9 protein-coding genes are annotated in these 24,487 nt (G+C 70.9%); 3 read left to right on the top strand and 6 right to left on the bottom strand.

The window, feature by feature from the left end; genetic code table 11:
- Positions 1-21: 21 nt before the first annotated feature.
- The 5 genes from JMV16_RS03115 to smpB all read right to left on the bottom strand — a co-directional run bounded on the left by JMV16_RS03115 (position 22) and on the right by smpB (position 21,480).
- Positions 22-15,990 carry a YDG domain-containing protein gene (locus JMV16_RS03115; RefSeq protein WP_201492670.1) on the bottom strand — a complete coding sequence of 5,323 codons (15,969 nt, stop codon included), beginning with the start codon at positions 15,988-15,990 and terminating at the stop codon, positions 22-24.
- A 92-nt stretch (positions 15,991-16,082) separates the two neighbouring features.
- Entirely contained in the window at positions 16,083-17,792 is a 1,710-nt protein-coding gene (locus tag JMV16_RS03110; RefSeq protein ID WP_201492669.1) for a ShlB/FhaC/HecB family hemolysin secretion/activation protein, read from the bottom strand.
- Between the two features lie 17 nt (positions 17,793-17,809).
- A complete protein-coding gene (locus JMV16_RS03105; RefSeq protein ID WP_201492668.1) occupies positions 17,810-18,580 on the bottom strand; it encodes a CsgG/HfaB family protein in 771 nt (256 codons plus the stop codon).
- Positions 18,577-20,796: a caspase family protein gene (locus tag JMV16_RS03100; protein ID WP_201492667.1), complete on the bottom strand. Its 2,220-nt coding sequence runs from the start codon at positions 20,794-20,796 to the stop codon at positions 18,577-18,579. The genes JMV16_RS03105 and JMV16_RS03100 overlap by 4 nt, the downstream gene beginning before the upstream one ends.
- A gap of 213 nt (positions 20,797-21,009) precedes the next feature.
- Entirely contained in the window at positions 21,010-21,480 is a 471-nt protein-coding gene (gene smpB, locus JMV16_RS03095) for an SsrA-binding protein SmpB (protein WP_201492666.1), read from the bottom strand.
- Positions 21,481-21,586: 106 nt separating this feature from the next.
- On the opposite strand from smpB, the gene JMV16_RS03090 reads away from it, so the two are divergent.
- Both JMV16_RS03090 and JMV16_RS03085 read left to right on the top strand, forming a co-directional pair.
- Positions 21,587-22,033: a type II toxin-antitoxin system RatA family toxin gene (locus JMV16_RS03090; protein ID WP_201492665.1), complete on the top strand. Its 447-nt coding sequence runs from the start codon at positions 21,587-21,589 to the stop codon at positions 22,031-22,033.
- Complete coding sequence (locus JMV16_RS03085) at positions 22,020-22,328, top strand: RnfH family protein (protein WP_201492664.1); 309 nt, start codon at positions 22,020-22,022, stop codon at positions 22,326-22,328. The genes JMV16_RS03090 and JMV16_RS03085 overlap by 14 nt, the downstream gene beginning before the upstream one ends.
- A 10-nt stretch (positions 22,329-22,338) precedes the next feature.
- Here JMV16_RS03085 and JMV16_RS03080 read toward each other — a convergent pair whose 3' ends face one another.
- Complete coding sequence (locus tag JMV16_RS03080; protein ID WP_201492663.1) at positions 22,339-22,866, bottom strand: DUF4124 domain-containing protein; 528 nt, start codon at positions 22,864-22,866, stop codon at positions 22,339-22,341.
- Between the two features lie 116 nt (positions 22,867-22,982).
- Here JMV16_RS03080 and guaB point away from each other — a divergent pair, with 116 nt between their 5' ends.
- A complete protein-coding gene (gene guaB, locus JMV16_RS03075) occupies positions 22,983-24,455 on the top strand; it encodes an IMP dehydrogenase (protein ID WP_201492662.1) in 1,473 nt (490 codons plus the stop codon).
- The last annotated feature ends 32 nt before the right edge of the window (positions 24,456-24,487 follow it).

The raw sequence follows: 24,487 nt of genomic DNA, 5'->3' as shown, positions 1-24,487 counted from the left end.
CGTGCGCGGGGTGGCGGCAGGTCAGGGCGCGGTGCGGGCGTCGGCGCCGCGCATCAGGCGTTGCAACTGCGGGTCGAGGCTGAACAGCGGCAGGCGCTGCAGCAGCGGCAGCGTGATGTCGCGGCTTTCGGCGGCGAGCAGGGTGGCGATGTCGGCCGCCTGCGCGACCGGCGGCGGGGCGGGGATCGTGCGCTCGTCGCGTGCGGCCGGGCCCGGCCGGCGGCGGCCGTTGCGTTGTTCGTCGGCGAGTTGGGGCGCGGCGCGTTCGATTTCCAGCGAGGCCTGGCGCAGCTCTTCCGGGTCGACCTCGATGGCGAAGATGACGCCGGTCTCTGGCCTGGGCAGCACGACCAGCAGGCCGGCACCGTAGGTGAGGGCATAGTTGCCCGGATCGCCGTTGCCGAAGACGGCGTTGCGTGGCCGCAGTGCGTAGACCGACAGGCCCTCGGCGGCTTCGCTGCCGGCCGGTGTTTCCTGTTCCACCGAGCGGATGCTGTGGCCGAAGACCAGGCCGCCTTCGCTGGTGGAGAAGCCCCAGCTCGCCGGGTTGGGCTCGCCGGCCTGGCGCACCACGGTGTTGGTGGCCACCGTCAGCGGGCGCGGCGTCACCGTCAGCTGGCCCGGCACATAGCTCAGGCTGTAGTTGGCGAGATTGGTGGTGCTGCTGCCCTGCGCCCCGCCGACCGTGATGGTGTAGGGCCCGCCGGCCACGGTGGCGCTTTCCGCGGCGCCGGCGCTGGCCAGGTCCACGCGGCCCAGATCCTCGTTGGGCACGAGGCCGATGCTGCTGAAGCCGCTGCCATTCAGCACCAGCGCTTCGCCATAGACCTTGGTGATCGAGTCCGCCGTCACTGTCAGCGGGCGGGGCGTGATGGCGGCAAAGCCGCTCAGGCTGGTGCTTGCGAGGCGGTAGTCGCCGGCGTCGGGGCCGCTGAGGGCGAGGCCGCTCACCGTCACCGACTTGGAGGCGCCGGCGTCTTTGTCGGCGAAGCTGGCACCGGCAGAGGCCAGGGTGACGAGGTCGCCGGCCAGGCGGTCGTCGCTCAGCGTCGCGACGGCGTCGGTGCTGCCGTTGTATTCCTTGTCGGCCACCGTGGCGGCCGGCGTCAGCGTGCGTGGCGCGATGTCCACGCGCAGCGCGGCATCGCTGCCGCCGCTGTAGTTGCCGGCATCGGCGCCGGCCAGCGAAAGGCCGGCGACGGTGACCGCCTTGCCGGGGCCGGCGTGCTTGTCGGCCATGCTGCCGGTGACGCCGCTGGCCTGCAGGCTCAGGTCGTCGCCGGCGATGGCGCCGCTGATGCTGCCGGCGCTGCTGTTCACGGCCACCACGGTGCTGCCGTCGTAGTCGCGGTTGATGGCCGTCAGGCCTTGCAACGTGACCGCCTTGCGCGCGATGTTGACGGTGAGGCCGGCAGTGCCGGTGATCTGGTAGTTGTGGGCGTCGGCGCCATTGAGCGTGAGGCCGGCCAGGGCCACCGGCTTGGCCTGTCCGGCCGACTTGTCGGCCATGCTGCCGCTGGTGACCGGGCCGCTGGGCAGGCCGATCTGCACGTCGTCGCCGGCGATCACGTCGGCATTGGCGCCAGCGATCACCAGGGTGCCGGTGACGGCGACCTGGGTCGTGCCGTCATAGACCCGGTCCACCGCCTGCAGGCCAGAAAGGCCGCTGACGTTGAGGGGCCGCGGCGTGATGCTGGCCGTGGTGGTGGCGCTGGTGTTGACGAGGCTGTAGTTGATGGCGTCGGCACCTGTGAGCGTGATGCCGGTGATGTCAACCGCCTTGTCGATGCCGACATCGCGCGCCGTCGTGCCGCTGAAGAGGGCGGTCTGGGTGAGCGTCACCGCGTCGCCGGCGATGAGGCCGGCGCTGGCGGACAGCGCCACCGGCGCATCGGCCAAGCCGTCGTAGACCTTGCTGCCGCCGGTGTAGCTGGCGGCGAGCTGGCGCGGCGTCACGTCGCCGGTGGCGGTGCCGGTGGGGTTGGCCAGCACGTAGTCGCGCGCATCGGCGCCGGTCAGTTGTGCGGCCAGCACATCGATGGGCTTGGCCAGGCCAGCGTTGCGCGCGCCGTTGCCGGTGAAGACGCCGCTGCCGATGATGGACAGCGCGTCGCCGGCCACGATGTTGGCCGCGCTGCCGGCCACGCTGACACTGGCGCTGCCGTCGTACTCGCGGGCGATGCCGGCATAGCTGGCGGTGAGCGTGAGCGGCGTGATGTTGACGGTGACGCCGTTGGCCACACCGATGCTGTAGTTGGCGGCGTCCAGGCCTTCGAGCGCGAGGCCCGAAACCACCACCGGCTTGGCATTGCCAGCGTGCTTGTCGAGCATGCTGCCCGAACCCTGGCCGGCGTTGGGCGCGGTGACGCGTACATCGTCGCCGGCGACGATGTCGCCCGGGTTGGCCGCGACCTGCCCGATGGCGGCGATCACCACGTCGACCTGGGCACTGCCGTTGTAGGCGCGGTCGACAGCGGTGACGCCGGTGAGGCCGCTCACGCCCAGCGGACGCGGCGTGATGCTGCCGGTGGTGCTGGCCGTGCTGGCGCCGAGCGCGTAGTTGGTAGCGTCAGCGCCGGTGAGGGCGATGCCGCTGATGGCGATGGCCTTGCCGCTGCCGACATTGCGTGCGCCAGCGCCGGTGAAGACGGCGGTCTGGGCCAGCGCCACGGTATCGCCGACCAGGGTGCCCGAGAGGACGCCATCGACCGGCGCGTCGACGCTGCCGTCGTAGACGCGCGTGCCGCCGGTGTAGCTGCTGCTCACCACCTTGGGCGTGACGTCGCCCAGGGCGCTGCCGGTCGGATTGAGCAGCGTGTAATTGGCCGCGTCGGTGCTGGCCAGGCTGGCCGCGAGCACCTCGATGGCCTTGGCGTTGCCGGCGTTCTTGCCGGCGGTGTAGACGCCGCTGCCGGCGATGCTGATGCTGTCGCCGAAGACGATGTCGGCCGAGCTGCCGGTCACGAGTGCGGTGCTGCTGCCGTCGTAGACCTTGCTCACGCCGGCGTAGATGGCGGTCAGCGGCCTGGGCGCGATGTTCACCGTCACGCCGTTGGCGGCCGTGATCGTGTAGTTGCCGGCATCGGTGCCGGTGAGGGCGAGGCCGGTCACGGTGACCGGCTTGGCGTTGCCGACGCGTTTGTCGGCCATTTCGCCGCTGGTGGTGCCGGTGGCAGGCACGGTCACGTCGACGCTGTCGCCGGCAATGATGTCGGCGGTGTTGAGGCTGATGGTGCCGGTGGAGGCCACGCTCACCTCGACCGCGGTGAGGCCGTTGTAGACGCGGTCGACGGCGCTGATGCCGGTGAGGCCGTTGATGCCCAGCGGCTTGGGCCGGATGCTGCCGCTGGTGACGGCCGTGGTGTTGAAGAGCGCGTAGTTGCCGGCGTCGCTGCCACCCAGCGTGATGCCGCTGACCTGGATCGTCTTGTCGAGGCCGGCATTGCGGCCACCGCTGAAGACCGCGGTTTCCGCCAGCGTGATGTTGTCGCCGGCAATGAAGGGCGCGTTGCCGGTCACCGGGGCGCTGTCGCTGCCGTCGTAGACCTTGCTGCCGCCCGTGTAGGCGACAGTCACGCTGCGCCGGGTGATGTCGGCGCTGGCCGTGCCCGTGGGGTTGGCCAGCGCGTAGTTGCCGGCGTCGCTGCCGGTCAGTCGGCCCTGCTGCACGTCGATGACCTTGGCCGCGCCGACGTTCTTGGCGCCGACGCCGGTGAAGACGCCGTTGCCGCTGATGCTGACGCTGTCGCCAGCCACCAGATCGGCAGAGCCCCCGGTCACGGTGGCAGCTGCGCTGCCGTCGTAGACGCGGTCGACGCCCACATAGTCGGCGTTGAGCGACTTGGGCGTGATATTGACGGTGATGCCGGCCGTGCCTGCGATGCGGTAGTTGCCGGACTCGCTGCCGCTGAGCGACAGGCCGTCGACGCTCACCGCCTTGCCGGTGCCGACGTTCTTGGTGAGCATGCTGCCGGTGGTGACGCCGCTGACCGGCACCTCGATGGTGACCAGGTCGCCGGCGACGATGTCGCTGCTGTCGGGCACCAGGGTCACGCCGCCGGGCACGGTGACCTGGACCTGGGTGCTGCCGTTGTAGACGCGGTCCACCGCCACCACGTTGGACAGGCCGCCGACGGTGATGAACTTGGGCGTGATGTTGCCCACCGTGCTGGCCGTGGTGGTGGCCAGCGAGTAGTTGCCGAGATCGTTGCCGACCAGCTGGATGCCGCTGATGTCGACGGCCTTGCCGTTGCCGACATTGCGCGCACCGGCGCCGGTGAAGGCCGCGGTCTGCGTCACCGAGAGGCTGTCGCCGCTGACCAGGTTGACCAGCTGGCCGCTGGCTGGCGCATCGGTGCCGCCGTCGTAGACCTTGGACAGCCCGCCGGCGTAGGCCACGGTCAGCGGGCGCGGCGTGATGCTGGCGGTGGTGCTGCCGCTGGTGTTGACGAGGGTGTAGTTGTCGCGCTGGGCGCCGGTGAGGAAGCCGCCTGTGACCGCCACAGCCTTGGCGCTGCCGACATTGCGCGCGCCCAGGCCGGTGAAGTTGCCCACCGCATTGATGGTCACGGTGCCGTCGTCGATGGCGAAGATGTCGGCCGAGGTCGAGACGATGCCCGCGCGTGTGAGGCCGTCGTAGACCTTGTCGACGCCGCCGTAGACGGCCGTCAGCGGCTTGGGCGCGATGTCCACCGCCAGGCCGCTGGCGCCGATGAGGGCGTAGTTCGCCGCCGACGCGCCGTCCAGGGCGAGGCCGGTGATGGCCACCGGCTTGGCGATGCCGGCATGGCGATCAGCCATGGTGCCGGTACTGATGCCGCTGGGCGGCAGCGTCACCACCACGGTGTCGCCGGGGATCACGCCGCTGGTATCGACGCGTGCGCCGCTGACATTCACGGCCACCGTGGTCGTGCCGTCGTAGACACGGCTGCTGGCGCTGATGCCGGTCACGCCCAACGGGCGTGGCGTGATGTTGGCAGTGGTGCTGGCGCTGGTGTTGGTGAGGCTGTAGTTGACGGCGTCGGCGCCGGTGAGGGTGATGCCGGTGACGGTCACCGGGCGCGCCGCGCCGGCGGCGCCGTCGCCCACCAGGCTGGCGCTCTGGGTGAAGCCCACCGCGTCGCCGGCCAGCAGCTGCAGCGAGCTGCCGAGCACCGAGACGCTGGTGTCGGCCAGGCCGTTGTAGGCGCGGCTGACGCCGGTGTAGTCCACCGTCGCCGGCTTGGCCGTAATGTCGGCCGTGGTGGTGGCCGTGGTGCTGGCCAGCGTGTAGTTGGCGGCGCCGCTGCCGCCAAGGCGGATGTTGCTGACGTTGACGGGCTTGGCCGTGCCGACGTTCTTGTTGTCGGCAAAGGCGGCCAGTTGCGTGAAGGTGACGGTGTCGCCGCTGACGATGCCCTGGGTGGCTGGCGTCACGCTGGCCGTGAGGTCGCCGTTGTAAACCTTGTTGATGCCGGTGTAGGCCGGCGTCAGCGCCATCGGCGTGATGTTGGCGGTGATGCCGCTGCCGGCCAGGTCGATGCTGTAGTTGGGCGCATCGCCGCCCGTCAGCGACAGGCCGGTCACGGTCACCGGCTTGAGGTTGCCGACGTTCTTGTTCGCGATGCTGCCGCCGGTCAGGCCGCCGGCGGGCTGGGCCACCGAGACGATGTCGTTGGCCACGAAGCCCGAGGACGTGACGGTGCCGGCCGACACCGCCACCGCGGTCGTGCCGTCGTACGGGCGGTCGACGCCGACGATGCCGGTCAGCGTCACCGCCTTGGGCGTGAGGTTGCCGGTGGTGGTGGCGGTGGTGTTGCCGACCGCGTAGTTCGGCGCATCGGCACCCAACAGCACGATGTTGCCGATGCTGATGGGTTTGCCGTTGCCGACGTTCTTGCTGTCGGTGTAGACCGCGGTCTGCGTGGTCGACAGCGCGTCGCTGCCGAACATGTTCGAGGCCCCGCGGTTGAGCGCGACGCTGGCGTCGGTGCTGCCGTCGTAGACCTTGTTGACGCCGCTGAAGGCCAGGGTCACCGGCCGCGGCGAGATCGTCGCCGTGGTGGTGCCGGTGGGGTTGAGCAGGTTGTAGTTGCCGGCGTCGTTGTTGTTGCCGGTGTTGAACAGCCCGTTGAAGGTGATGACGATGGGCTTGCCGATGGCGGCGTTCTTGTCCTGCGTGAAGCGGGTGGGGTCGCTGCTGCCGCTGGTGAAGAAGGTCCAGCAGCCCGAGCACTGGCTGCGGTCGGCGTGGAAGCCGATCCTGTCGCCTTCCACGATGTCGTTCGAGGTGACGATCACGCTGGCGAAGGAATTGGCGTCGTAGACCTTGTCGACCCCGGTGTAGATCGCCGTCAGATCCTTGCGCGTGATGTCGACGGTGACGCCATTGGCCGCGCTGTTGAGCGTGTAGTTGCCGGCGTCGGCGCCAGTGATGGTCAGGCCCGGCACGGTGACGGCCTTGCCGGTGCCGACGTTCTTGTCGGCCATCTGGCCCGTGAGGGGGGCGTTGCCACCGGGCAGTAGCACGCTGACGTTGTCGCCCGCCACCACGACGGTGGTGTCCACCCTGGCGTCGGCCAGGCTCACGGCCACGTCGCGCGAGCCGTTGTAGACGCGGTTGACCGCGCTCACGCCGGTCACCGGCAGGGCCTTGGGAGTGATCGTGCCGGAGGTCGTGGTCGTGGTGTTCTGCAGCGTGTAGTTCGAGGCATCGGCGCCGCTGATCGAAAGGCCGCTGACGGTGATGGTCTTGCTCGTCACCTGGCCGGCGTTGTTGTAGGCGACGTCCTTGGTGTCGTAGGCGATGCCGGTATTGGCCAGCGTGACGTTGTCGCCGAAGAATCCGATCTGGTTCAGGGTAAACGTCAGATTCGAGAACAACGCGACCTCTGCGTTGGAGGTGCCGTCATACACCCGGTCGGTGATGTTTCGCCCCTGGTTGTCGAAGGCCTGGCTCGCGAAGATCGTCAGCTGCCGTGGCGTGATGTCCACCGAGACCGGGCCCTGGGCCGGCGCGTAGTTGCCGGCATCGGCGCCGCGCAGCAGCAGGCCGGTCACGGTGACCGGCTTGGCGTTGCCGACGTTCTTGTCGGCAATGCGCGCGGAGAGTCCGTTGCTGAACGAGGGCAGCACCTGGTCGCCGGCGAGCACACCTGAAATGCTGGCGTTGTTGGGGTTGACGGAGACGCTCAGGCTGGTGCTGTACTGGCGGTTGCTCGCCGTGATGCCGTTGACGGTGGCGGTGCGCGGCGTGATGTCGACCGTGACCGTGTCCAGGCCGGTGAGCGCGTAGTTGCCGGCGGCCGAGCCTGCCAGGCTGACGCCCTCCACCGCCACCCGCTTGGCGAGGCCGACGTTCCTGTCGGCGATGCTGCCGCGGGTCACGCCCGCGAGGTCGACGCTCACCTCGTCGCTGCCGAACACGCCGCTCAGGGTGGCTGCGGTGGCGGTCACGGCCACCGTGGTGGTGCCGTCGTAGGCGCGGTTGGTGGCGGCGAAACCACCGGCGCCGAGGGGCGCCTTGCTGATGTCGGCCGTGGTCGAGGTGCCGGTGGGCAGGCTGTAGTTGGCGGCCTTGCCGCGCGTGCCGTCGGCCCAGCTGTAGCTGCCGGCCACGCTGACCGTCTTGCCGTTGCCGGCGTTCTTGTCGATGAATTGCAGCGCAAAGCCGGCGCCGGGCTGGAACAGCAGGTCTTCGCCGGCCACCAGGCCGCCTGGCTGGGCGCCAGCGGCCAGCACGGCGTCGAGCGTGCCGTCGTAGACCTTGCTGGCCACCAGGCCAGTCAGGCTCAGCGCCTTGGGCGTGATGGTCAGCTGGGCGGTGCCGTCCAGCGTGAGGTCATAGCCGTTCTGCACCGAGTACAGATTGGCTGCGCTCAGCGCATAGCTGCCGACATCGGCGGCCACGGCGGCGCCGCCGACGAGCAGGCGCTCGGGGTTGGCCAGCGGCGCGCCGCCCGCCTGCACCGTGGCGCCGGCCAGCGAGGTGCTGCCGTCGTAGACCTTGCTGGCATCGGCCAGGGTCAGCGAAAGCGGTGCCAGCAGGCCGCGCAGCAGCGGCGTGGAGAGGCCTTCGTACTGGCGCCAGACCGCGGTGCTGCCGCCGGTGGTGGCGATGTCCCAGCCGGCAAAGGTGGCCGCACTCTGCAACTCGGCCAGCGTCTTGGCCGTGCCCAGAATGCTGGTCGCCTGGCCGCTGCTGTCGGTGGCCCAGTAGCTGCTGGTGGCGGTGGCCGACGTGTTGCCGCGCTGGCCCACCAGCCCGCCGACGCTGGTGCTGCTGCCGCCGGTGACGCTCACGGCGCTGGTGGCATAGGCGCGGTTCAGGCTGCCGGTGGTGCTGCCGACCAGGCCGCCGACGCGCAGGTTGCCGAGGCTGTTGGCGATCATGACGGCGCCGCTGGACCAGCTGTCGGTGATGGCCTCGCGGCCCGCGGTGCTGGTGGTGACGACGCCGGCCAGGCCGCCGGCATTGACGGTGGTGAAGCTGCTGAGGCCGACGCTGGCGTCCAGGTTCACGCTGCCGCTGGCGTAGCTGCGCCGCAGCGTGCCCAGGCCGGCCGTGGCATTGCTGTTGGTGAACTGGCCGGCCAGGCCACCGATGCTGTGCGTGCCATTGCTGCCCTTGGCCAGCACGGTGCCGCTGGCGCTGCTGTCGGCGATGCCGCCGGAGCCGACGAACTGGCCGACCAGGCCGCCACCGTTCTGAATGGCGTCGACATTGCCGCTGGCGTGGCTGGTGGAGATGCCGGCGTCGAAGGCCGGATTGGACGGGCCGCTGTACTGGCCCACCAGGCCGCCGGCGATGTTGCTGCCGGTCACGCTGCCGCTGGCGCTGCTGTTGCTGATGCCCAGCGCGCCGGCACTGGTGAAGGAACTGCCGGCCATGCTGCCGACCAGGCCGCCGCTGCGGTTGCCGCCGCTGACATTGCCGCTGGCGATGCTGGTGCTGATCCGCGTGTTCGAGTTGTTTGTCGTCGCCGAGCCGACGAGGCCGCCCACGTCGCCGTTGTTGGTCGTCACCGAGACGGGGCCGCTGGCGCGGCCGTTGGAAAGGGCGACGCCGTTCAGCTGGCCGGCCAGGCCGCCGGCCGTGGTGCCCGCGCGCACCGAGCCCGAGGCCGCCACGTCGGTCATGGTGGCCGCGGCCGTTCCGCCCCAGTAGACGCCGACCAGGCCACCGGCCAGGTAGGTGCCTTCGACGGCACCGATGGCCGAGCTGGTGGAGATGTCCGTGCCCTGGAAGTAGCCGACCAGGCCGCCGACGTTGGAACTGTTCTGGTTGCTGGTGCTGTCGCGCTGGGTCACGTTGCCGCGCGCGCTGCTGCCGGTGATGGTGCCGCTGTCGGCCTCGCCGATCAGGCCGCCGACGTTGCCGAAGCGGATGTCGGCGAAGACATGGCCGCGGGCCGTGCTGTCGGTGATCTGCTTGGCGCCGCTGTTGAAGTAGTAGCCGATCAGGCCGCCGACGTTGGCGCTGCTGTCGCTGATCGCGGTCACGCTGCCGGTGGCGGTGCCGCGGGAGACGCCCGCGCTCTGCAACTGGCCGACCAGCCCACCCACATTGACGCGACCGCGCACCGGGCCCTCGGCGCGGCTGTTGTCGATGCCGCCGGCGCTGCTGGCGGCATAGCCGACGAGGCCGCCGACGTTGTCGCCGCCGCTGAAGCTGGTGCCACCGGTCACGCTGCCGGAGGCGAGGCTGTCGACGATGCCGGCGCTGCTCTGCCAGATGCCGATCAGGCCACCGGTGTACTGGCCACTGCTGCTGACGCTGCCCGAGGCGGTGGCGGTCGAGATCAGGCCGCCGCTGCTGTGCCAGCCGATGAGGCCGCCGACATAGGTCTGCCCCGAGACATGGCCGCTGGCCTGCACATTGGTGAAGCTGCCGCGCGCGTCGCCCACCAGGCCGCCGGCATAGGTGCCGCCGGTGACGGCGCCGCCGGCGCTGGAATCGGTGACGCTGCCGCTGGAATAGAAGGCGCCTGCCAGGCCGCCGCTGTAGTAGCCGCCGTTGACAGCGCCCGTGGCCGTGCCGCGCAGGATGTCGCCGCTGTTGACGATGCCCACCAGGCCGCCCAGTGTGTAGCAGCAGTCGCTGTCCCGCGTGCTGGTGACGCTGCCGCTGGCCGAGACGTCGGTGAGGCCGCCACTGCCCTCGACGCGGCCTATGAGGCCGCCGCCGTCGGCGCCCGTGACCACGACGCTGCTGGCGCTGGACGAAGTCACCGTGCCGGCGGTACGGCCGGCGATGCCGCCGGCGGCGCCGCTGCTGCCGGTGTGGGTGACCGCCGCGGCAGACACCAGGCCGGTGATGGGGGCGGTGGAGTTCATGTAGCCGACGACGCCGCCGACCCAGGTGCTGCCGCGCACCGTGGCGGCGCTGCTGCTCACCGCGGTGGCGGGCAGGGCGCCGTGGGTCAGCGCTGCCGCGGTGTCGTAGTAGCCGACCACGCCGCCGGTGTGGGCGCCGCCGTCGACATTGCCGCTGGAAGTGACGCCGGCCATGCCGCCGCCGAGGCCGAAGTAGCCCGCGATGCCACCGATGCTGAAGGTGTTGGTGGCGCTGCTGCTGACGTTGCCGCTGGCCGTGGAGGCACTGAGGCTGCCGTTTCCGGTGGCAAAGCCGACGATGCCGCCGGCGTCGCCGCTGCCATTGACGATGCCGCTGGTGCTGGCGTTCTGGATCGCGGCGCTGCTGTTGGTCTGGAACCAGCCGACAAGACCACCGGTGTACTGGCCGCCGGTCACGCTGCCGCTGGCGCTGCCACGCACGATGTTGCCGCTGCTGGCATAGCCGACCAGGCCGCCGATGCGCGACGCGGTGCTGGTGCTGACGTTGCCACTGGCGCTGACGTCGGTGAGCGCGCCCGTGCCCTCGGCGCGGCCGATCAGGCCGCCGGCGTCGCCACCGGAGGTGACGGTGCCGCTCGCCGCGGCATTGGTCACGGCGCCGGCCGTGCGGCCTGCCAGGCCGCCGGCGACGCTGCCATTGGCCGTTGCGGTGACGGTGGCCGCTGCCCGCAGGCCGGTCAGCGCCGCGCCGCCGGCCGACTCGCCGAAGAGGCCGCCCGCCCAGGTGGTGCCGGTGACGCTGGCGCCGAGGAAAGTGATCGCCAGACCTGCATTGGTGTCGGTGATCAGCGCCGCAGGCGTGTTGGTCCAACCCAGCACGCCGCCGGCCCAACTGCCGCCGCTGACGGCGGTGGCCGCGGTGCTGGTGTTGATGTTGGCGGCCGTGCCGGCGCTGACATTGCTGATGCCGCCCACCATGCGGAACTCGCCCACCAGGCCGCCGACGGTGTTGGCGGTGGCCGGTGCCGTGACATTGCCGCGGGCAAAGCTGTTGGAGAGCAATCCGCGTCCGTCGGCATAGCCGATCAAGCCGCCGACATCGCCGCCGGCGATGTTGGTCGAGACCTGGCCGGTGGCCGATGAGCCCGAGAGATCGCCCCCGGTGGTGCCGGTGGGCGAGAAATGACCCGCCAGGCCGCCGACGTCGCGGCCGCCGGTGACGCTGCCGCTGGCAGTGCTGCCGGAGATGGAGCCGCCATTGCTGACGAAGCCCCCGAGCAGGCCGCCGACCCAGGTGTCGCTGCCGGTGGACGACACGCTGCCGGTGGCGCTGCTGTTGCTGACGCTGCCACCATCGACATAGCCGACCAGGCCGCCCACCGAGGCGTTGTTGCCGGTCTGCACCACGTTGGCGCTGGCGCTGGAATTGGAGACGCCGCCCGATGCCCAGCCGACGAGGCCGCCGACATTGGTGTTGGCCAGGCCGGAGACGTTGCCGCTGGCGCTGCTGTTGGTGACCAGACCGGCCGAGCGGCCGACGACGCCGCCTACCGCCTGCGGGTTGGTGACCGCGCCGCCCGACACCGGCATGCTGGTGGTGAAGCCGTCGATGAGGCCTATGCCTTCGGCGCGGCCTATGGCGCCACCGACGTTGACGCCGCCGCTCACGCTGGCGGCATTGACGGAACTGCTGGCTATGGTGCCGGTGGTGTTGGAGTAGCCCACCAGGCCGCCGACGTGAAAGCCGGTGCTCACCGTGCCATCGGCGCGGCTGCCGGCGATGCCGCCGCTCATGCGGAAATCACCCACAAGGCCGCCCACGCCGCCGATGTTGTTGGCCGTGCCGGTGACGCTGCCGGTGGCGGTGCCGCCGGTGAGGGCGCCGCCGCCGCCGGCATAGCCCACCAGGCCGCCGGCCGTGGAGGCGCCGCTGACGCTGCCCGAGGCACTGCTGTTGGCAATGCCGACGACGGTGGCGCCGCTGGGGGCCAGCTGGCCGATCAGGCCGCCGACAAAGCCGCCGCCGCTGGTGGGCGTGTAGTTGCCGGTGACGTTGCCCGAGGCCGTGCCGCTGATGCTGTAGGCGGTCGAACCACCGGCCTGGCCGATGAGTCCGCCGAGGTAGGCCTCGCCGACGCCGCTGCCGCTGGCCGAGACCGCGCCGCTGGCCGAGGCGCCGCTCACCGCACCGGCGACGAAGCCGGCGATGCCGCCGGCGCCGGCGGTGGAGGTCCGGCTCGTGGTGACGCTGGCGCTGCTGCTGACACCGGAGAAGCTGGCCGTGCCGATGGACTGGCCCACCAGGCCGCCGACCCACCGGCTGCCCGAGACGTCCGAGCCCAGGAAGGCGAACTGCAGGTTCTGGGCAGCGTCGGTGACGAAGCTGGTGGTGCTGGCGTTGTTGGTCCAGCCCAGCACGCCGCCGGTGAAGTTGCCACCGCTCACGGTGGTGGCCGGAATGTTGCCGCTGGCGGCAGCGCCGGCGCTGACGTTGCTGATGCCGCCCGTCATCTGGAACTGGCCGACCAGGCCGCCCACGGTGTCGGCCGCCGCCGGTGCCGTGACGTTGCCGCGGGCAAAGCTGTTGGAGAGCAGTCCGCGTCCGTCGGCATAGCCGATCAGGCCGCCGATGTCGCCGCCGGTGATGGTGGTCGAGACCTGGCCGGTGGCCGATGAGCCCGAGAGATTGCCTCCTGTGGTGCCGGTGGGCGAGAAATGGCCCACCAGGCCGCCGACGTCGCGGCCGCCGGACACGTTGCCGCTGGCCGTGCCGTTGGTGATGGAGCCGCCGCTGGGCGTGAAGGCGCCGACCAGGCCGCCGACCGCCTGCGTCGTGCCGCTGCTGGAGACGATGGCGCTGGATTGCACGCCGCTGAGGCTGGCGCTGCCGTTGACGCGGCCGACCAGGCCACCGGCTTCGCCGGCCGCCGTCACCGTGCCGGCGCTGCTGCTGTTGCTGAGGCTGCCGTTGAGGCGGCCGATGAGGCCGCCCACCGTGCCGCTGCTGCCGGTGGCCGTGACCGCGGCGTCGACGCTCAGCCCTGTGAACGCCGCCGAGCTGTCGCTGAAGCCGATGAGGCCGCCCACCCAGCGCGGGCCGGTGACGGTCTTGGTCGTGCCCTGGGGCACGACGCTCACCAGGCTGTTGGCATCGAGGGCGATGTCGAAGGTGAGGTCAATCCAGCCGATCACGCCGCCGGTGGTGTTGCCGCCGCTGACATTGCCCGCGGCCGACAGGGCCACCGGCGCGTCGCTCATCCCATAGCGGCCGACGGCGCCGCCGGCGTGGAAGGACTGGGCCTCGTTGACGCTGGTGCTGACCGATCCGGTGGCGCCGGAATTGCTGATGGAGCCGTTGCCGCTGGCATAGCCGACCAGGCCGCCGACGTCGCCGGTGCCGCTGACCGTGCCGCTGGCCGTGGCCTGGCTGATGGTGGCCGTGCCGGTGGGCAGGAAGCGGCCGATCAGGCCGCCGGACTCGTGGCCGCCGACGACGTTGCCGCTGGCCGTGGCGGTGTTGATGTTGCCGCCGTTGTAGAGGCCCACCAGGCCACCGGCGTGGTGGCTGGTGTCATTGGTGCCGGTGCTGAGCGTGACGGTGACGCTGCCGCTGGCTCCGACGCCGGTGAGCAGGCCGGTGTCCATCTCGCCCACCAGGCCGCCGGCGAAGGCGGACGCGGTATTGGTGCTGGCGCTGACGACGCCCGAGGACTGGCTGCGCTGCAGCGAGACGCCGGCGGTGCTGCCCTCGACCAGGCCGACCAGGCCGCCGGCCCAGACGCCGGAACTGCTGTCGTCGAGCGCGCTCACGCTGGCGTTGCTGCGCACGTTGTGCAGCGTCGTCGCGCCGCGCGTGTAGCCGGCCACGGCGCCGACGTAGCGGCTGCCGGAAACCGCGCCGCCGATCAGTTCGAAGTTGCGCAACGTCGCGCCGCTGGTGCTGGCGAACAGGCCGGTGGCGTTGGAGGCGGGGAGATTGACGGTGAGACCCGTGATGCTGTGGCCCAGGCCCTCGAACACGCCGGTGAAGTGGTTGGTGGTGGTGGTCGCGGCAGTGGTGGTGGTGGCCGCGTTGCCGCCTATGGGCACGAAGCCGCTCGCGGCGCTGGCGCTGGCATCGATGTCGCCCGCCAGCGCCCAGCGTCCGGCCAGGTTGGCGCTCATGCCCTGCAGCCCTGCCAGGTCGCGCACCAGGGTGTAGGCGGCACCGCCGATGCTGAGCGTGGCGCCGGCGCCGGCCAGCGTGATCTTGGGCTTGACGGCGTCGGTGGTGTTGACGAGGAAGGAGCCGCCGGCGCCCGGCGTCAACACCACGCCGGCAGTGTTGCCGCTGGCCGTGAGGTTGGCATTGAGGTTGATGTCGCGGCTGGCGATCACCGACAGCGTGGTATTGGCCGCCCAGGTGACGTCGGCGTCGATGTGGATGTCGCCCGGCTCATTGCCACCCACGGCGGTGAGCAGCGAGACATTGCTGCTGGCCAGGTTGATGGACAGGGTATCGGCGCCTATGCCCGAGGTGCTGAGCCCGGCGTTGCCGGCACCGACGCGGAAATCGGTCGGGTCCAGCGTCCAGGTGCCCCAGCGGCCCTCGGCGCCGCGCGTGTCGACGCGCGTGCCGGGGGCGACGGTCAGCGTCGCCGCCGAGGTCTCGACCGTGCCGCCGTGGCCGGCAGCCGCGGTCGCCGAGAGGCGGCCGTCGAGGTCCAGCCGGCCGTGCCCGAGGTCACCCTTGACGACGATGCGGCCGGCGTCGCCGCCGGCCGGCGCATCGGCCGCGACGGGGCCGCTGCTGGCGACGTTGTCGCCCGTGATCCAGATCTCGCCGCCTTGCTCGCTGATGGTGTTGGCGCGCACCAGGCCGCTGTTGTTGACCAGCGAAGACGCGATGCCCGCGGCCGAGGCCGCGGTGAGACGCACCACGCCGCCATCGGCCGTGATGCTGCCGCTGTTGTGTACCGAACCGGCAGCGCCGGGCGTGACCACGGCCGAGATGAGGCCGCTGCCGCTGATGCTGACGGTGGCCGCGCTGCCCGAGGCCAGCAGCACCTGGCCGGCGTCCACCGCGATCTCGCCCTGGTTGTCCACATGCTGGCCGAACAGCGCCAGGTAGCCGCCGGCGGTGGCACGCAGGGAGCCCTGGTTGACCACGCTGCCGTTGCCGCTGCCGGCGGTGAAGCTGTAGCGGCCGGCAGCGAAGTCCTGCTGCGACAGGTCCAGCGTCGTCGCGACGAGCCCGCCGACATCGACCTTGGCGCCGGGTGCGAACAGCACGCCGTTGGGGTTGCTCAGGAAGACCTGGCCGTTGGCCTTGAGGCGGCCGTAGATCTCGCTGCCGCTGTTGCCGACGATGCGGTTGAGCGCGATCGAGCGGGCATCGGGCTGGCGGAACTCGACCGTGGCGTTGCTGCCGATGTTGAAGCTCTGCCAATCCATGCCCAGGCGCGGGCTGCCCTGGGTGACGATCAGCTGGTTGGCACTCTGCTGCACCTGGCCGCTGCCCACCACCACGCGCCCGCCCGCGGGCAGGGTGCCGCTGGGCACCTGCGCATAGGCCAGGCCGGCGCTGCCCAGCACCGCCGACAGCAGCCAGGCGAGCAGGCGCGACAGCCGCGGCCGCCGGCGCTCGGCGGCACGGCGGCGCGCGGCGGCGCGGCGGGCGCTGGCCTGGGCGGCGGAAGAAGCGGGGGTGGTGGCAGGGTGGGCGTGGGCAGACATGAAAGTCTCCGGACTTCAGGCGTCGGGATCGGATCCGGGGCGGGCCGCGCCGCGGGCGGGGCGGGCCATCGGGGGGTGGCGGCTGGCCACGCTCATGGCGTGAGCGACAGCTGCAGGAAGAGGCGGGGCTGGCCAACGCCTGGGTCGACCGTGGGCTTGAGCTTGCCGGGCCAGGCCAGGCTGGCGTTGAGGCCCAGGCCGCCGCCATACCAGGCCAGGCCCAGGCCGCTGCCCGACAGGCGCACGCGGTTGCCGGCCACGTTCTGCGTCGAACGGTCGATGCGGCCATAAGCGAGATCATGGAAGGCTGAGAGCACGACGCTGCCGCCGAGCAGATCCTGTGCGTGGCGCAGCTCGAGACTGCCCAGCGCGCCGAGGTCGACCGAGGTCTCGCCCGAGGCGTAGGCGCGCACGGCGCCGGGGCCGGCGAGGCCGAACTTCTCAGAGCTGTCGAGATTGCTGCCGGTGTACTGCGCGGCGACCCGGCCGTAGAGGCTCCAGGGCCCGAACAGGGCCTGCTGGCGCGCGGCCAGCGCGCCCACCTTGCGCCAGCCCGCGGCGCCCACGTCCTGGTCGAGGTGGCCCATGGACGCGGTGACGCTGCCGGCCGAGGCGCCGCCCAGGCTGTCGCGCACATCGAAGCTGGAGCTGAGTTCGAACACGTCGTTGGTCTTGAGCCTGGCTGGGATGGGCTCCTCCAGCTTGGCATCGCTCAGGCGCCTGTGTTCGATGCTGGCCTTGACGGCAATGCTGGCCTCGGCGCTGCGCAGGAAGGGGTAGCTGGCGTCCACGCCGATCACGTCGGCCGAGCCGACGGCGCCGACATCGCGGAAGCGGCCCGATAGCTGGTACTTCAGGCGCGACAGGCTGGCGCCGATCTTGTAGCCGTCGCCGCCCACCGGCACGCTGGTGTTGAGGCTGCCGCTGATCAGGCTGCCGCGTTCGGACACCAGGGCGCGCGCCGTGCTGGTGTCGCCCCAGCCGAAGAGATCGCGGAACTGCAGGCTCAGGCCGGCGCGGTAGGTGCCGGTGGCGCGGGTACCGTGGTTGCTGACATCGGCGCGCACCTCGAGCGGCTCGTCCTCGGCCACCGAGACCACCACGTCGGCGGCTCCGGTGCTGGCGCCGGGGGTGAAGGCGGCACGCGCGGTGACGCCGGGAATGTCATTGAGCAGCAGCAGCTGGCGCTCGACATCGGCCTGGCGCACCGGCCCCGGCGCGGTGAGGCGCTCGGTGTGGGCCTGCACGACCTCGTCGCGCAGGCGGGCGTCCTGGGCGGTGACGACCTGCACGCCCTCGATGCGGCCTTCGAGCACGGCCAGCTCGATCACGCCATCGGCCACGCGCTGGGCCGGCAGGTAGGCGTAGCTGAGCAGGTGGCCGGCCGACTGGTAGCGGCGCGTGATGGCGCCGGCGGCCTCGTTGAGGCCGGCGATGTCGAGCCGCTTGCCGGCCCAGGGTGCGACCAATGCCGCCAGTTCCTCGGCCGGGAAGGAGACGGCGCCGACGATGCGGAAGGAGGACACGGCGACGCTGGCGCCCTCGGGCAGGTTGATGGTGGGCCGCACCGGGGCCTCGATCAGGCGCGGCGGCGGCGCCATGGGCAGCGCGGGAGTGTTGCTGCGCCGCACTTCATCGAGCAGCTGGCCGGCGCTGGGTGCGGTCTGGGCCCAGGCGGGCGCGGCCAGCAGCAGGGCCGCCAGCGCTGCCAATGCCGGTAGCTGCAGTGCTGGCCGGGTCAGCGCCGAACAGCCCATGAGGGGCTGGCGGGGGTAGGCGGGGAAAGCAGGGGAGGAGGGCATCGTTTTCTTGCCTTGAACTAGCGTCGGGCCAACTTTTCGAGGAGGGTGACGAGCTGCCTTTCGGCCGGGGCGAAATCCTTGTGCTTCTGGAGCAGGCGCTGCAAGGCGTCGATCGCCTGTTCGAGCTGGCCGGCGTCGGCCAGCGCCAGCGCCTCATCGTAGGCACGCCAGATGGTGGCCGGGAAACTGCGGCCGGCCGCCTGGCCGCCGAGGGCGCGAGCCAGGCGGCGGTTGAGCGGTTCGACCTGCTGCATCACCGCCGCCAGGGGTGCGCTGAGTTCGTCCGAGAAGACCACGCGCGAGCTCGCGGTGTCAACCACCCGAACATGGACTTGCACCTCGTCGCCAAGGACGAAGAAGCCGCCGAACACCATGCGCGCGGCGCCCACGATGCGGCCCAGGCGGATGCGGGCGTCCTCGTCGGCCAGCTCGCTGCTGGCCACGCGCTGCTCGGCCAGCAGATCCTTGAGCCGCTGGCGCTCGACCACCGGCAGGCCGTCCACCTGCAGCAGCGTGGCGGTAAGGTTCTCCGACAGCGAGCGGCGCAGGAAGCCGAGCGCGCCGGCGCCGCCGCTGGCGGCCATCAGCGCCGGCGGCGTCTGGTTGTCGAAATCCCACACCACCACCGCCGGCAGGCGCGCGGCGGTGGCTTCGCCGGCGGCCAGGGCCTGCAGCGGCAGGCACAAGGGAAGCGCCGCCATCGAAACAGCGCCCAGAAAAGCCAGCAGCCGGACGCGGTGCAGCGCACCGGCCGGCGGGCCAAGCAAGGCGTTCAGGGCGGGGTTCATTCCTTGCGCGCGACTATCCTCTGGTTGCGTTCCAGCGGGGCCTTGACGTCGGCGACGCGGCCATGGGCCAGCAGTTCGTCGACCTCGGTGACCGTGATCTGGGCGATGCGGCTGTCCTTGTAGCCGAGGATGCGGCCGTTGAGTTCTATCGGTTCGCCACGGCTCAGCACATTGAAGCTCTGGCCGGCGGCGATGCCGTGCTTCTTGCCGAGGTTGATGATGGCGGTGCTGCCGTCGACCGAGACGATGCGGCCCTTGAGCGGGTACTTGTCGCGCACCGTCGCGGCCACCGCCTGCGCCATCGTGGCGGCCAGCCGGGTCGGATCGGGCGCGCCGGTGCTGCTGTCGGACTTGACCAGCGCCAGCTGCGTGGTCTCGGTGTCGATGGCGCGCAACGAGGCGTTGAGCCCTGCGCCCTGGGCGCTGAGCACGCCCGAGACCATCAGCCGCGCCGCCAGCAGCTTGCCGAGCTTGATCTGGGTGTCCTGGTCGGCCAGTTCCGAACTGCCGAGCCTGACCTCGGCCAGCACCTTGTCGAGCAGTCGGCGCTCGACCAGGGTGTAGCCACGCGCCTGCAGTTCGCGGATCAGTTCCTGCTGCAGGAGGGCCTCGACGCCGATGCGGCCGACGTGGCCGGGCGGCGTCTGGTCCTGGAAGGGCAGCACGCTGAGCGCCATCACCGGCGAAGTCCAGTCGTCGGGGGCGCCGGCGGCGGCCGGGCGCGGCGGCGGGTTGCGAAAGCGCGCCGCCAGATCCTTGACCGCCTCGTCCACGTACTGCTGGCGTGCGCGATCCTGCTCATCGGCCAGGTTTTCCTGCGTCTGGCGCAGCAGTGCGGCGACCATGGCGTCGTTCGGGTCCAGCGCCTTGGCGCGCTCGAGCACCAGCCTTGCCTTGGTGGTCTGGCCGGTCTCGTTCAGCGCCACGGCGAGATTGCTGGCAGCCTCGATGGACTGCGGGTTCTCGCGCGCCGCGCGCTCGTAGGTCTTGACCGCGGCTTGCGGATCCTGCTTGCGCTGGGCATTGCCCACTGCCACCAGGGCGCTGGATTTCTGCCAGGAAAAATCGGCCGATGTCTGGCTGCCGGCGGCCTGCTGCAGCGCGGCCTGGCCGGCCTGGGCCTGGCCGGCGGCGGCCAGCGAGCGGCCGCGTATCAGGTAGGCGGCACTGCGCGTGGGCGCCTTGGCGATGATGTCGTTGGCCTCGGCCAGGGCGCCGGCGCTGTCGCCACGCTGCAGCTGCAGCTCGGCCAGGCCTTCGCGGCCCATCCAGACGACCTCGGGGTGGGCGGTGCCGGCCAGGGCGCGGAAGATGCGCTCGGCGTCGTCGACCAGGCCCTGGCGCAGCAGCTCGTAGCCGCGCTCGGCACGCGCGATGTGCTCGATGCCGGGGGGCGCGGGCAGGGTGGTGGGCCCGCCCTTGGCACTGGCCTGGGGCGCGAAGAAGACGAATTCGCCTTCGAGCGAGGTGCTTTCCCAGGGGATTTGCTGGCCGTTGGAATCGAGCCGCACGCCCAGGCGCACGCGCTTGAAGACCTCTTCGATGGACATGCCGGGCCGCTCGATGTTGGCCAGCAGGTGCTGGGTGTAGAGGCCGTTGCTGCCCTTGCCGTCGCTGGCCACGCTGCCGGGCGCGGTGGCAAAGGCCACCAGCGAGCCTATCGGCGCATCCACCGAGGACAGGCCGCCGCCGCCCGAGCGAGAACTGCGCGCGAAGGGGTTGTCGCGGCAGGCGTCGAGGACGACGACATTGATGCGGTTCTTGGCCGTCTCCATCTTGTCGAGCACCTGCTGCACGTCGACCGCCTTGTAGGGCACCTCGTCCTCGCGCTTGATCTCGGTGCCCACCGGCATCAGGAAATTGCGGCCCTTGATCTGCACGCCGTGGCCGGCGAAGTAGAACAGCCCGGCGCCACCGGCCTTGAGGCGGTCGCCGAAGGCGGTGACGGCCTCCTGCATCTGCTTTTGCGAGGCATCGAGCCGCAGGTCGACCTTGAAGCCGGCTTTTTCGAGCACCTTGGCCACCGCGCTGGCGTCGTTGGTGGAATTGAGCAGCGGCGCGTTGGCGTAGTTGGCATTGCCGACGACGAGGGCGTGGCGCGGCTCGGCCGCGGGGGCCACGGCGGCCCAGCTGGGGCTCAGCAGGGCCAGCAGGAGCCAGCCGGCCAGGCGCCTGAGCCAGGTGCCGGCGGGGGTAGGCAGCGCGTCGGGTTGCATGGGGGGCTGTCCTCTTGCGGTGAGCCGGGCTGCGCCGGGCAAAGTCCCTGGCGCAAAGTGGGGATCATCGTAAGGCAAGGCCGGCCGCTGACAACCACCATCCAAAGGAGTTTGCCTGCCGGCGAGGTTGTCGGCGAAGCGGCTTCTAAGCACTCGACTGTGAAGGAATTCACGGGCCGCAGGCTGAAGACGGCCCCAATGTCGGGGTGCCGCTCAGCCCTTGTTGCCGCCCGACGAGACCTTGTGCCGCATCAGGCGGCCCTTCTCGCGCTCCCAGTCGCGCTTCTTCTCGGTGTCGCGCTTGTCGTGCTGGGCCTTGCCCTTGGCCAGGGCGATCTCGGCCTTGACGAGGCCGCCCTTGAAGTGCAGGTTCAGCGGCACCAGCGTGAAGCCCTTTTGCTCGACCTTGCCGATGAGGCGGCGGATCTCGGCCTTGTGCATCAGCAGCTTCTTGGTGCGATCGGCCTCGGGGTGGACGTGGGTTGAAGCGCTGCGCAGCGCGTTGATGCGGCAGCCGATGAGGAAGAGCTCGCCGTCGCGGATCAGCACATAGCCGTCGGTGAGCTGCACCTGCCCGGCGCGTATGGCCTTGATCTCCCAGCCGACCAGCACCATGCCGGCCTCGTAGCGTTCCTCGATGGCGTAGTCGTAGCGGGCGCGGCGGTTCTCGGCAATGGCGGACATCAGGTTCCGCGAGCGCGGCCTACGGTAAGGGCTGGGGGTAGCGTGAGGAATGCAATCATGGACAGTCGGGCGGAGCCGGGGCGCGCTCCTACAATCGTGGGATTGTATGAAGCACGTGCGCAAGTCTGTCCTGCTGTGGTACTCGCCCCGCGAGATGTATGAGCTGGTGACGGCCGTGCAGGACTACCCGGCCTTCCTGCCCTGGTGCAACCGCGCCGAGCTGATTGAAAGCCACGACGATGGCGTGACCGCACGGCTGAGCCTGGCCTACCACGGCCTGCACCACGCCTTCACCACGCGCAACCTGCAGAAGACCGACGAGTCGGTGACCATGCAACTGGTGGACGGCCCTTTCTCGCTGCTGGACGGCAGCTGGTTCTTCACGCCGCTGGGCAATGGCACGATGCAGGCCTGCAAGGTTGAATTCGACCTGCGCTATGCCTTCTCGAGCCGCACCCTCGAGGCCCTGGTGAGCCCGGTCTTCGACAAGGTGGCCAACACCTTTGTCGATTCTTTCGTGCGCCGCGCCGAACAGGTCTATGGCAAACGCTGAGACGCTGAGCGTCGAAGTTGCCTACTGCCCGCACCCCGATGCCACCGATCTGGTGGCGCTGAGCCTGCCCAGGGGCGCCACTGCGGACGATGCGCTGCGCGCCAGCGGCCTCGTCGAGCGCCACGGCCTGGTGCCCGGTGGCCTTGTCCTGGGCGTGTGGGGCCGGCGCTGCGAGCCGGGCACGCCGTTGCGTGAGCGCGACCGTGTCGAGGTCTACCGGCCGCTGCTCGTCGATCCCAAGGAAGCGCGGCGCCAGCGCTACAAGCGCCACCGCGAGGGCGGCCCGCCGGCTTAGCCCGCGGTTGTCAACGGCAATCGGCAGCCACGACCTCGCGCGCCCGGCGCAGGTCTTCGGCGCGCGTGTGGTCGTCGATGATCTCGCGCTCGCCCTTGTCGTTGACACGGGCGATGCGCTGGCCGCTTTCCAGCGCGCTGATGTGGCTGCGCGCGCTACGGCAGTTCTCGGCGCGCTGCTGGGCCAGACGTTCCTCGTCGGCGCGTGAGCGTGCGGCCTGTTCCTGCTCGGCATTGCGCTTGCGCGCCTGCAGTTCGCGGTCCAGCGGGGCGGCGGCCGAGGCGGCACCCGATGCGGCATCGGCGGCGCGCGGCGCGCTGCGCCTGGCCTCGGGCACGGGGCGGGCCAGGATGTCTTTTTCGGCGATGTCGCGCGGCGGCGGGCGGTCGCTGGCATTGACCTGGCCGTCGCGGTCGCGCCAGACCCATTGCGCCAGCGCCGGTGCGGCCAGCGCGGCGAGCACCAGGCCGGCCAGCACGGCGGTGGCGCGGCGGCGGACGGGGGTGGATGGGGCGGGCGGGGAGGGCAGGCGCGGCATGCCTCAAGTTTAGTCCGGCCTTCGCCGCACCTGTACACGCGGGTCCTGGCCTTGCCTGCGCCGGATCGATGTCCTTGGCCTCTCTATAATCGACTTTTGCGTCTGGAGCCTATTGCATGCGCCTACTCGGCAAAGCGCTCACCTTCGACGACGTGTTGTTGGTGCCGGCCTATTCACAAGTGTTGCCGCGCGACACCAAGCTCGCGACCAAGCTGTCGCGCAACATCACGCTCAATCTGCCGCTGGTATCAGCGGCCATGGACACCGTCACCGAGGCCCGCCTGGCGATTGCCATCGCCCAGGAAGGCGGCATCGGCATCGTCCACAAGAACCTTACGCCACGCCAGCAGGCGGCCGAGGTGGCACGCGTCAAGCGCTATGAATCCGGCCTGCTGCGCGACCCCATCACGGTGGCGCCCGAGGCCACCGTGCGCCAGGTGATGGAGCTGTCGCGCCAGCACGGCGTGTCGGGCTTCCCGGTGGTCGAAGGCCGCACCGTGGTGGGCATCGTCACCAACCGCGACCTGCGCTTCGAGACGCGGCTGGACGCGCCGGTGCGCGAGATCATGACGCCGCGCGAGCGCCTGATCTGGGTGCGCGAGGGCGCCTCGCTGGCCGAAGGCAAGGCGCTGATGCACAAGCACCGCCTCGAGCGCGTGCTGGTGGTGAACGATGCCTTCGAGCTGCGCGGGCTGATGACCGTCAAGGACATCACCAAGCAGACCAATTTCCCCGACGCGGCGCGCGATGCCCAGGGCAAGCTGCGCGTGGGTGCTGCCGTCGGCGTGGGCGAGGGCACGGAAGAGCGCGTCGAACTGCTCGTCAAGGCCGGCGTCGACGCCCTGGTGGTCGACACCGCCCACGGCCACAGCGCCGGTGTCATCGAGCGCGTGCGCTGGGTCAAGCGCCAGTATCCGCAGGTCGATGTGATCGGCGGCAACATCGCCACCGGCGCCGCCGCGCTGGCCCTGGTCGAGGCCGGTGCCGACGCGGTGAAGGTGGGCATAGGCCCGGGCTCGATCTGCACCACGCGCATCGTCGCGGGGGTCGGTGTGCCGCAGATCATGGCCATCGACAGCGTGGCCACGGCCTTGCGCGGCAGTGGCGTGCCGCTGATCGCTGACGGCGGCATCCGCTACTCGGGCGACATCGCCAAGGCGCTGGCGGCCGGTGCCGGCAGCGTGATGATGGGCGGCATGTTCGCTGGCACCGAGGAAGCGCCGGGCGAGGTCATCCTGTTCCAGGGCCGCAGCTACAAGAGCTACCGCGGCATGGGCTCCATCGGCGCGATGAAGGCGGGTTCGGCCGACCGCTACTTCCAGGAAAGCGACGAGAACGTCAACCCCAACGCCGACAAGCTGGTGCCCGAAGGCATAGAAGGCCGCGTGCCCTACAAGGGCACGATGGTGGCCATCATCCACCAGCTGGCCGGCGGCGTGCGCGCCTCGATGGGCTATTGCGGCTGCGCCACCATCGCCGAAATGCACGAGCGCGCCGAGTTCGTCGAGATCACCACAGCCGGCATCCGCGAAAGCCACGTGCACGACGTGCAGATCACCAAGGAAGCGCCCAACTACCGCGCCGACTGATGCCGCGGCCCGCCGCGGGCAGTTGTCGACCG

The organism is Rubrivivax sp. A210 (assembly GCF_904426505.1).
Classification (GTDB): domain Bacteria; phylum Pseudomonadota; class Gammaproteobacteria; order Burkholderiales; family Burkholderiaceae_C; genus Rubrivivax.
The sequence above is the reverse complement of the archived record's forward strand: the minus strand, read 5'-3'. Positions and strand labels throughout refer to the sequence as shown.

Bases quoted from the DNA above. Each gene is read 5' to 3' on its own strand.
- JMV16_RS03100 (WP_201492667.1), bottom strand. From the start codon at position 20,796: ATGCAACCCGACGCGCTGCCTACCCCCGCCGGCACCTGGCTCAGGCGC.
- JMV16_RS03080 (WP_201492663.1), bottom strand. From the start codon at position 22,866: ATGCCGCGCCTGCCCTCCCCGCCCGCCCCATCCACCCCCGTCCGCCGC.
- JMV16_RS03090 (WP_201492665.1), top strand. From the start codon at position 21,587: ATGAAGCACGTGCGCAAGTCTGTCCTGCTGTGGTACTCGCCCCGCGAG.
- smpB (WP_201492666.1), bottom strand. From the start codon at position 21,480: ATGTCCGCCATTGCCGAGAACCGCCGCGCCCGCTACGACTACGCCATC.
- JMV16_RS03105 (WP_201492668.1), bottom strand. From the start codon at position 18,580: ATGAACCCCGCCCTGAACGCCTTGCTTGGCCCGCCGGCCGGTGCGCTG.
- guaB (WP_201492662.1), top strand. From the start codon at position 22,983: ATGCGCCTACTCGGCAAAGCGCTCACCTTCGACGACGTGTTGTTGGTG.
- JMV16_RS03085 (WP_201492664.1), top strand. From the start codon at position 22,020: ATGGCAAACGCTGAGACGCTGAGCGTCGAAGTTGCCTACTGCCCGCAC.
- JMV16_RS03115 (WP_201492670.1), bottom strand. From the start codon at position 15,990: ATGTCTGCCCACGCCCACCCTGCCACCACCCCCGCTTCTTCCGCCGCC.
- JMV16_RS03110 (WP_201492669.1), bottom strand. From the start codon at position 17,792: ATGCCCTCCTCCCCTGCTTTCCCCGCCTACCCCCGCCAGCCCCTCATG.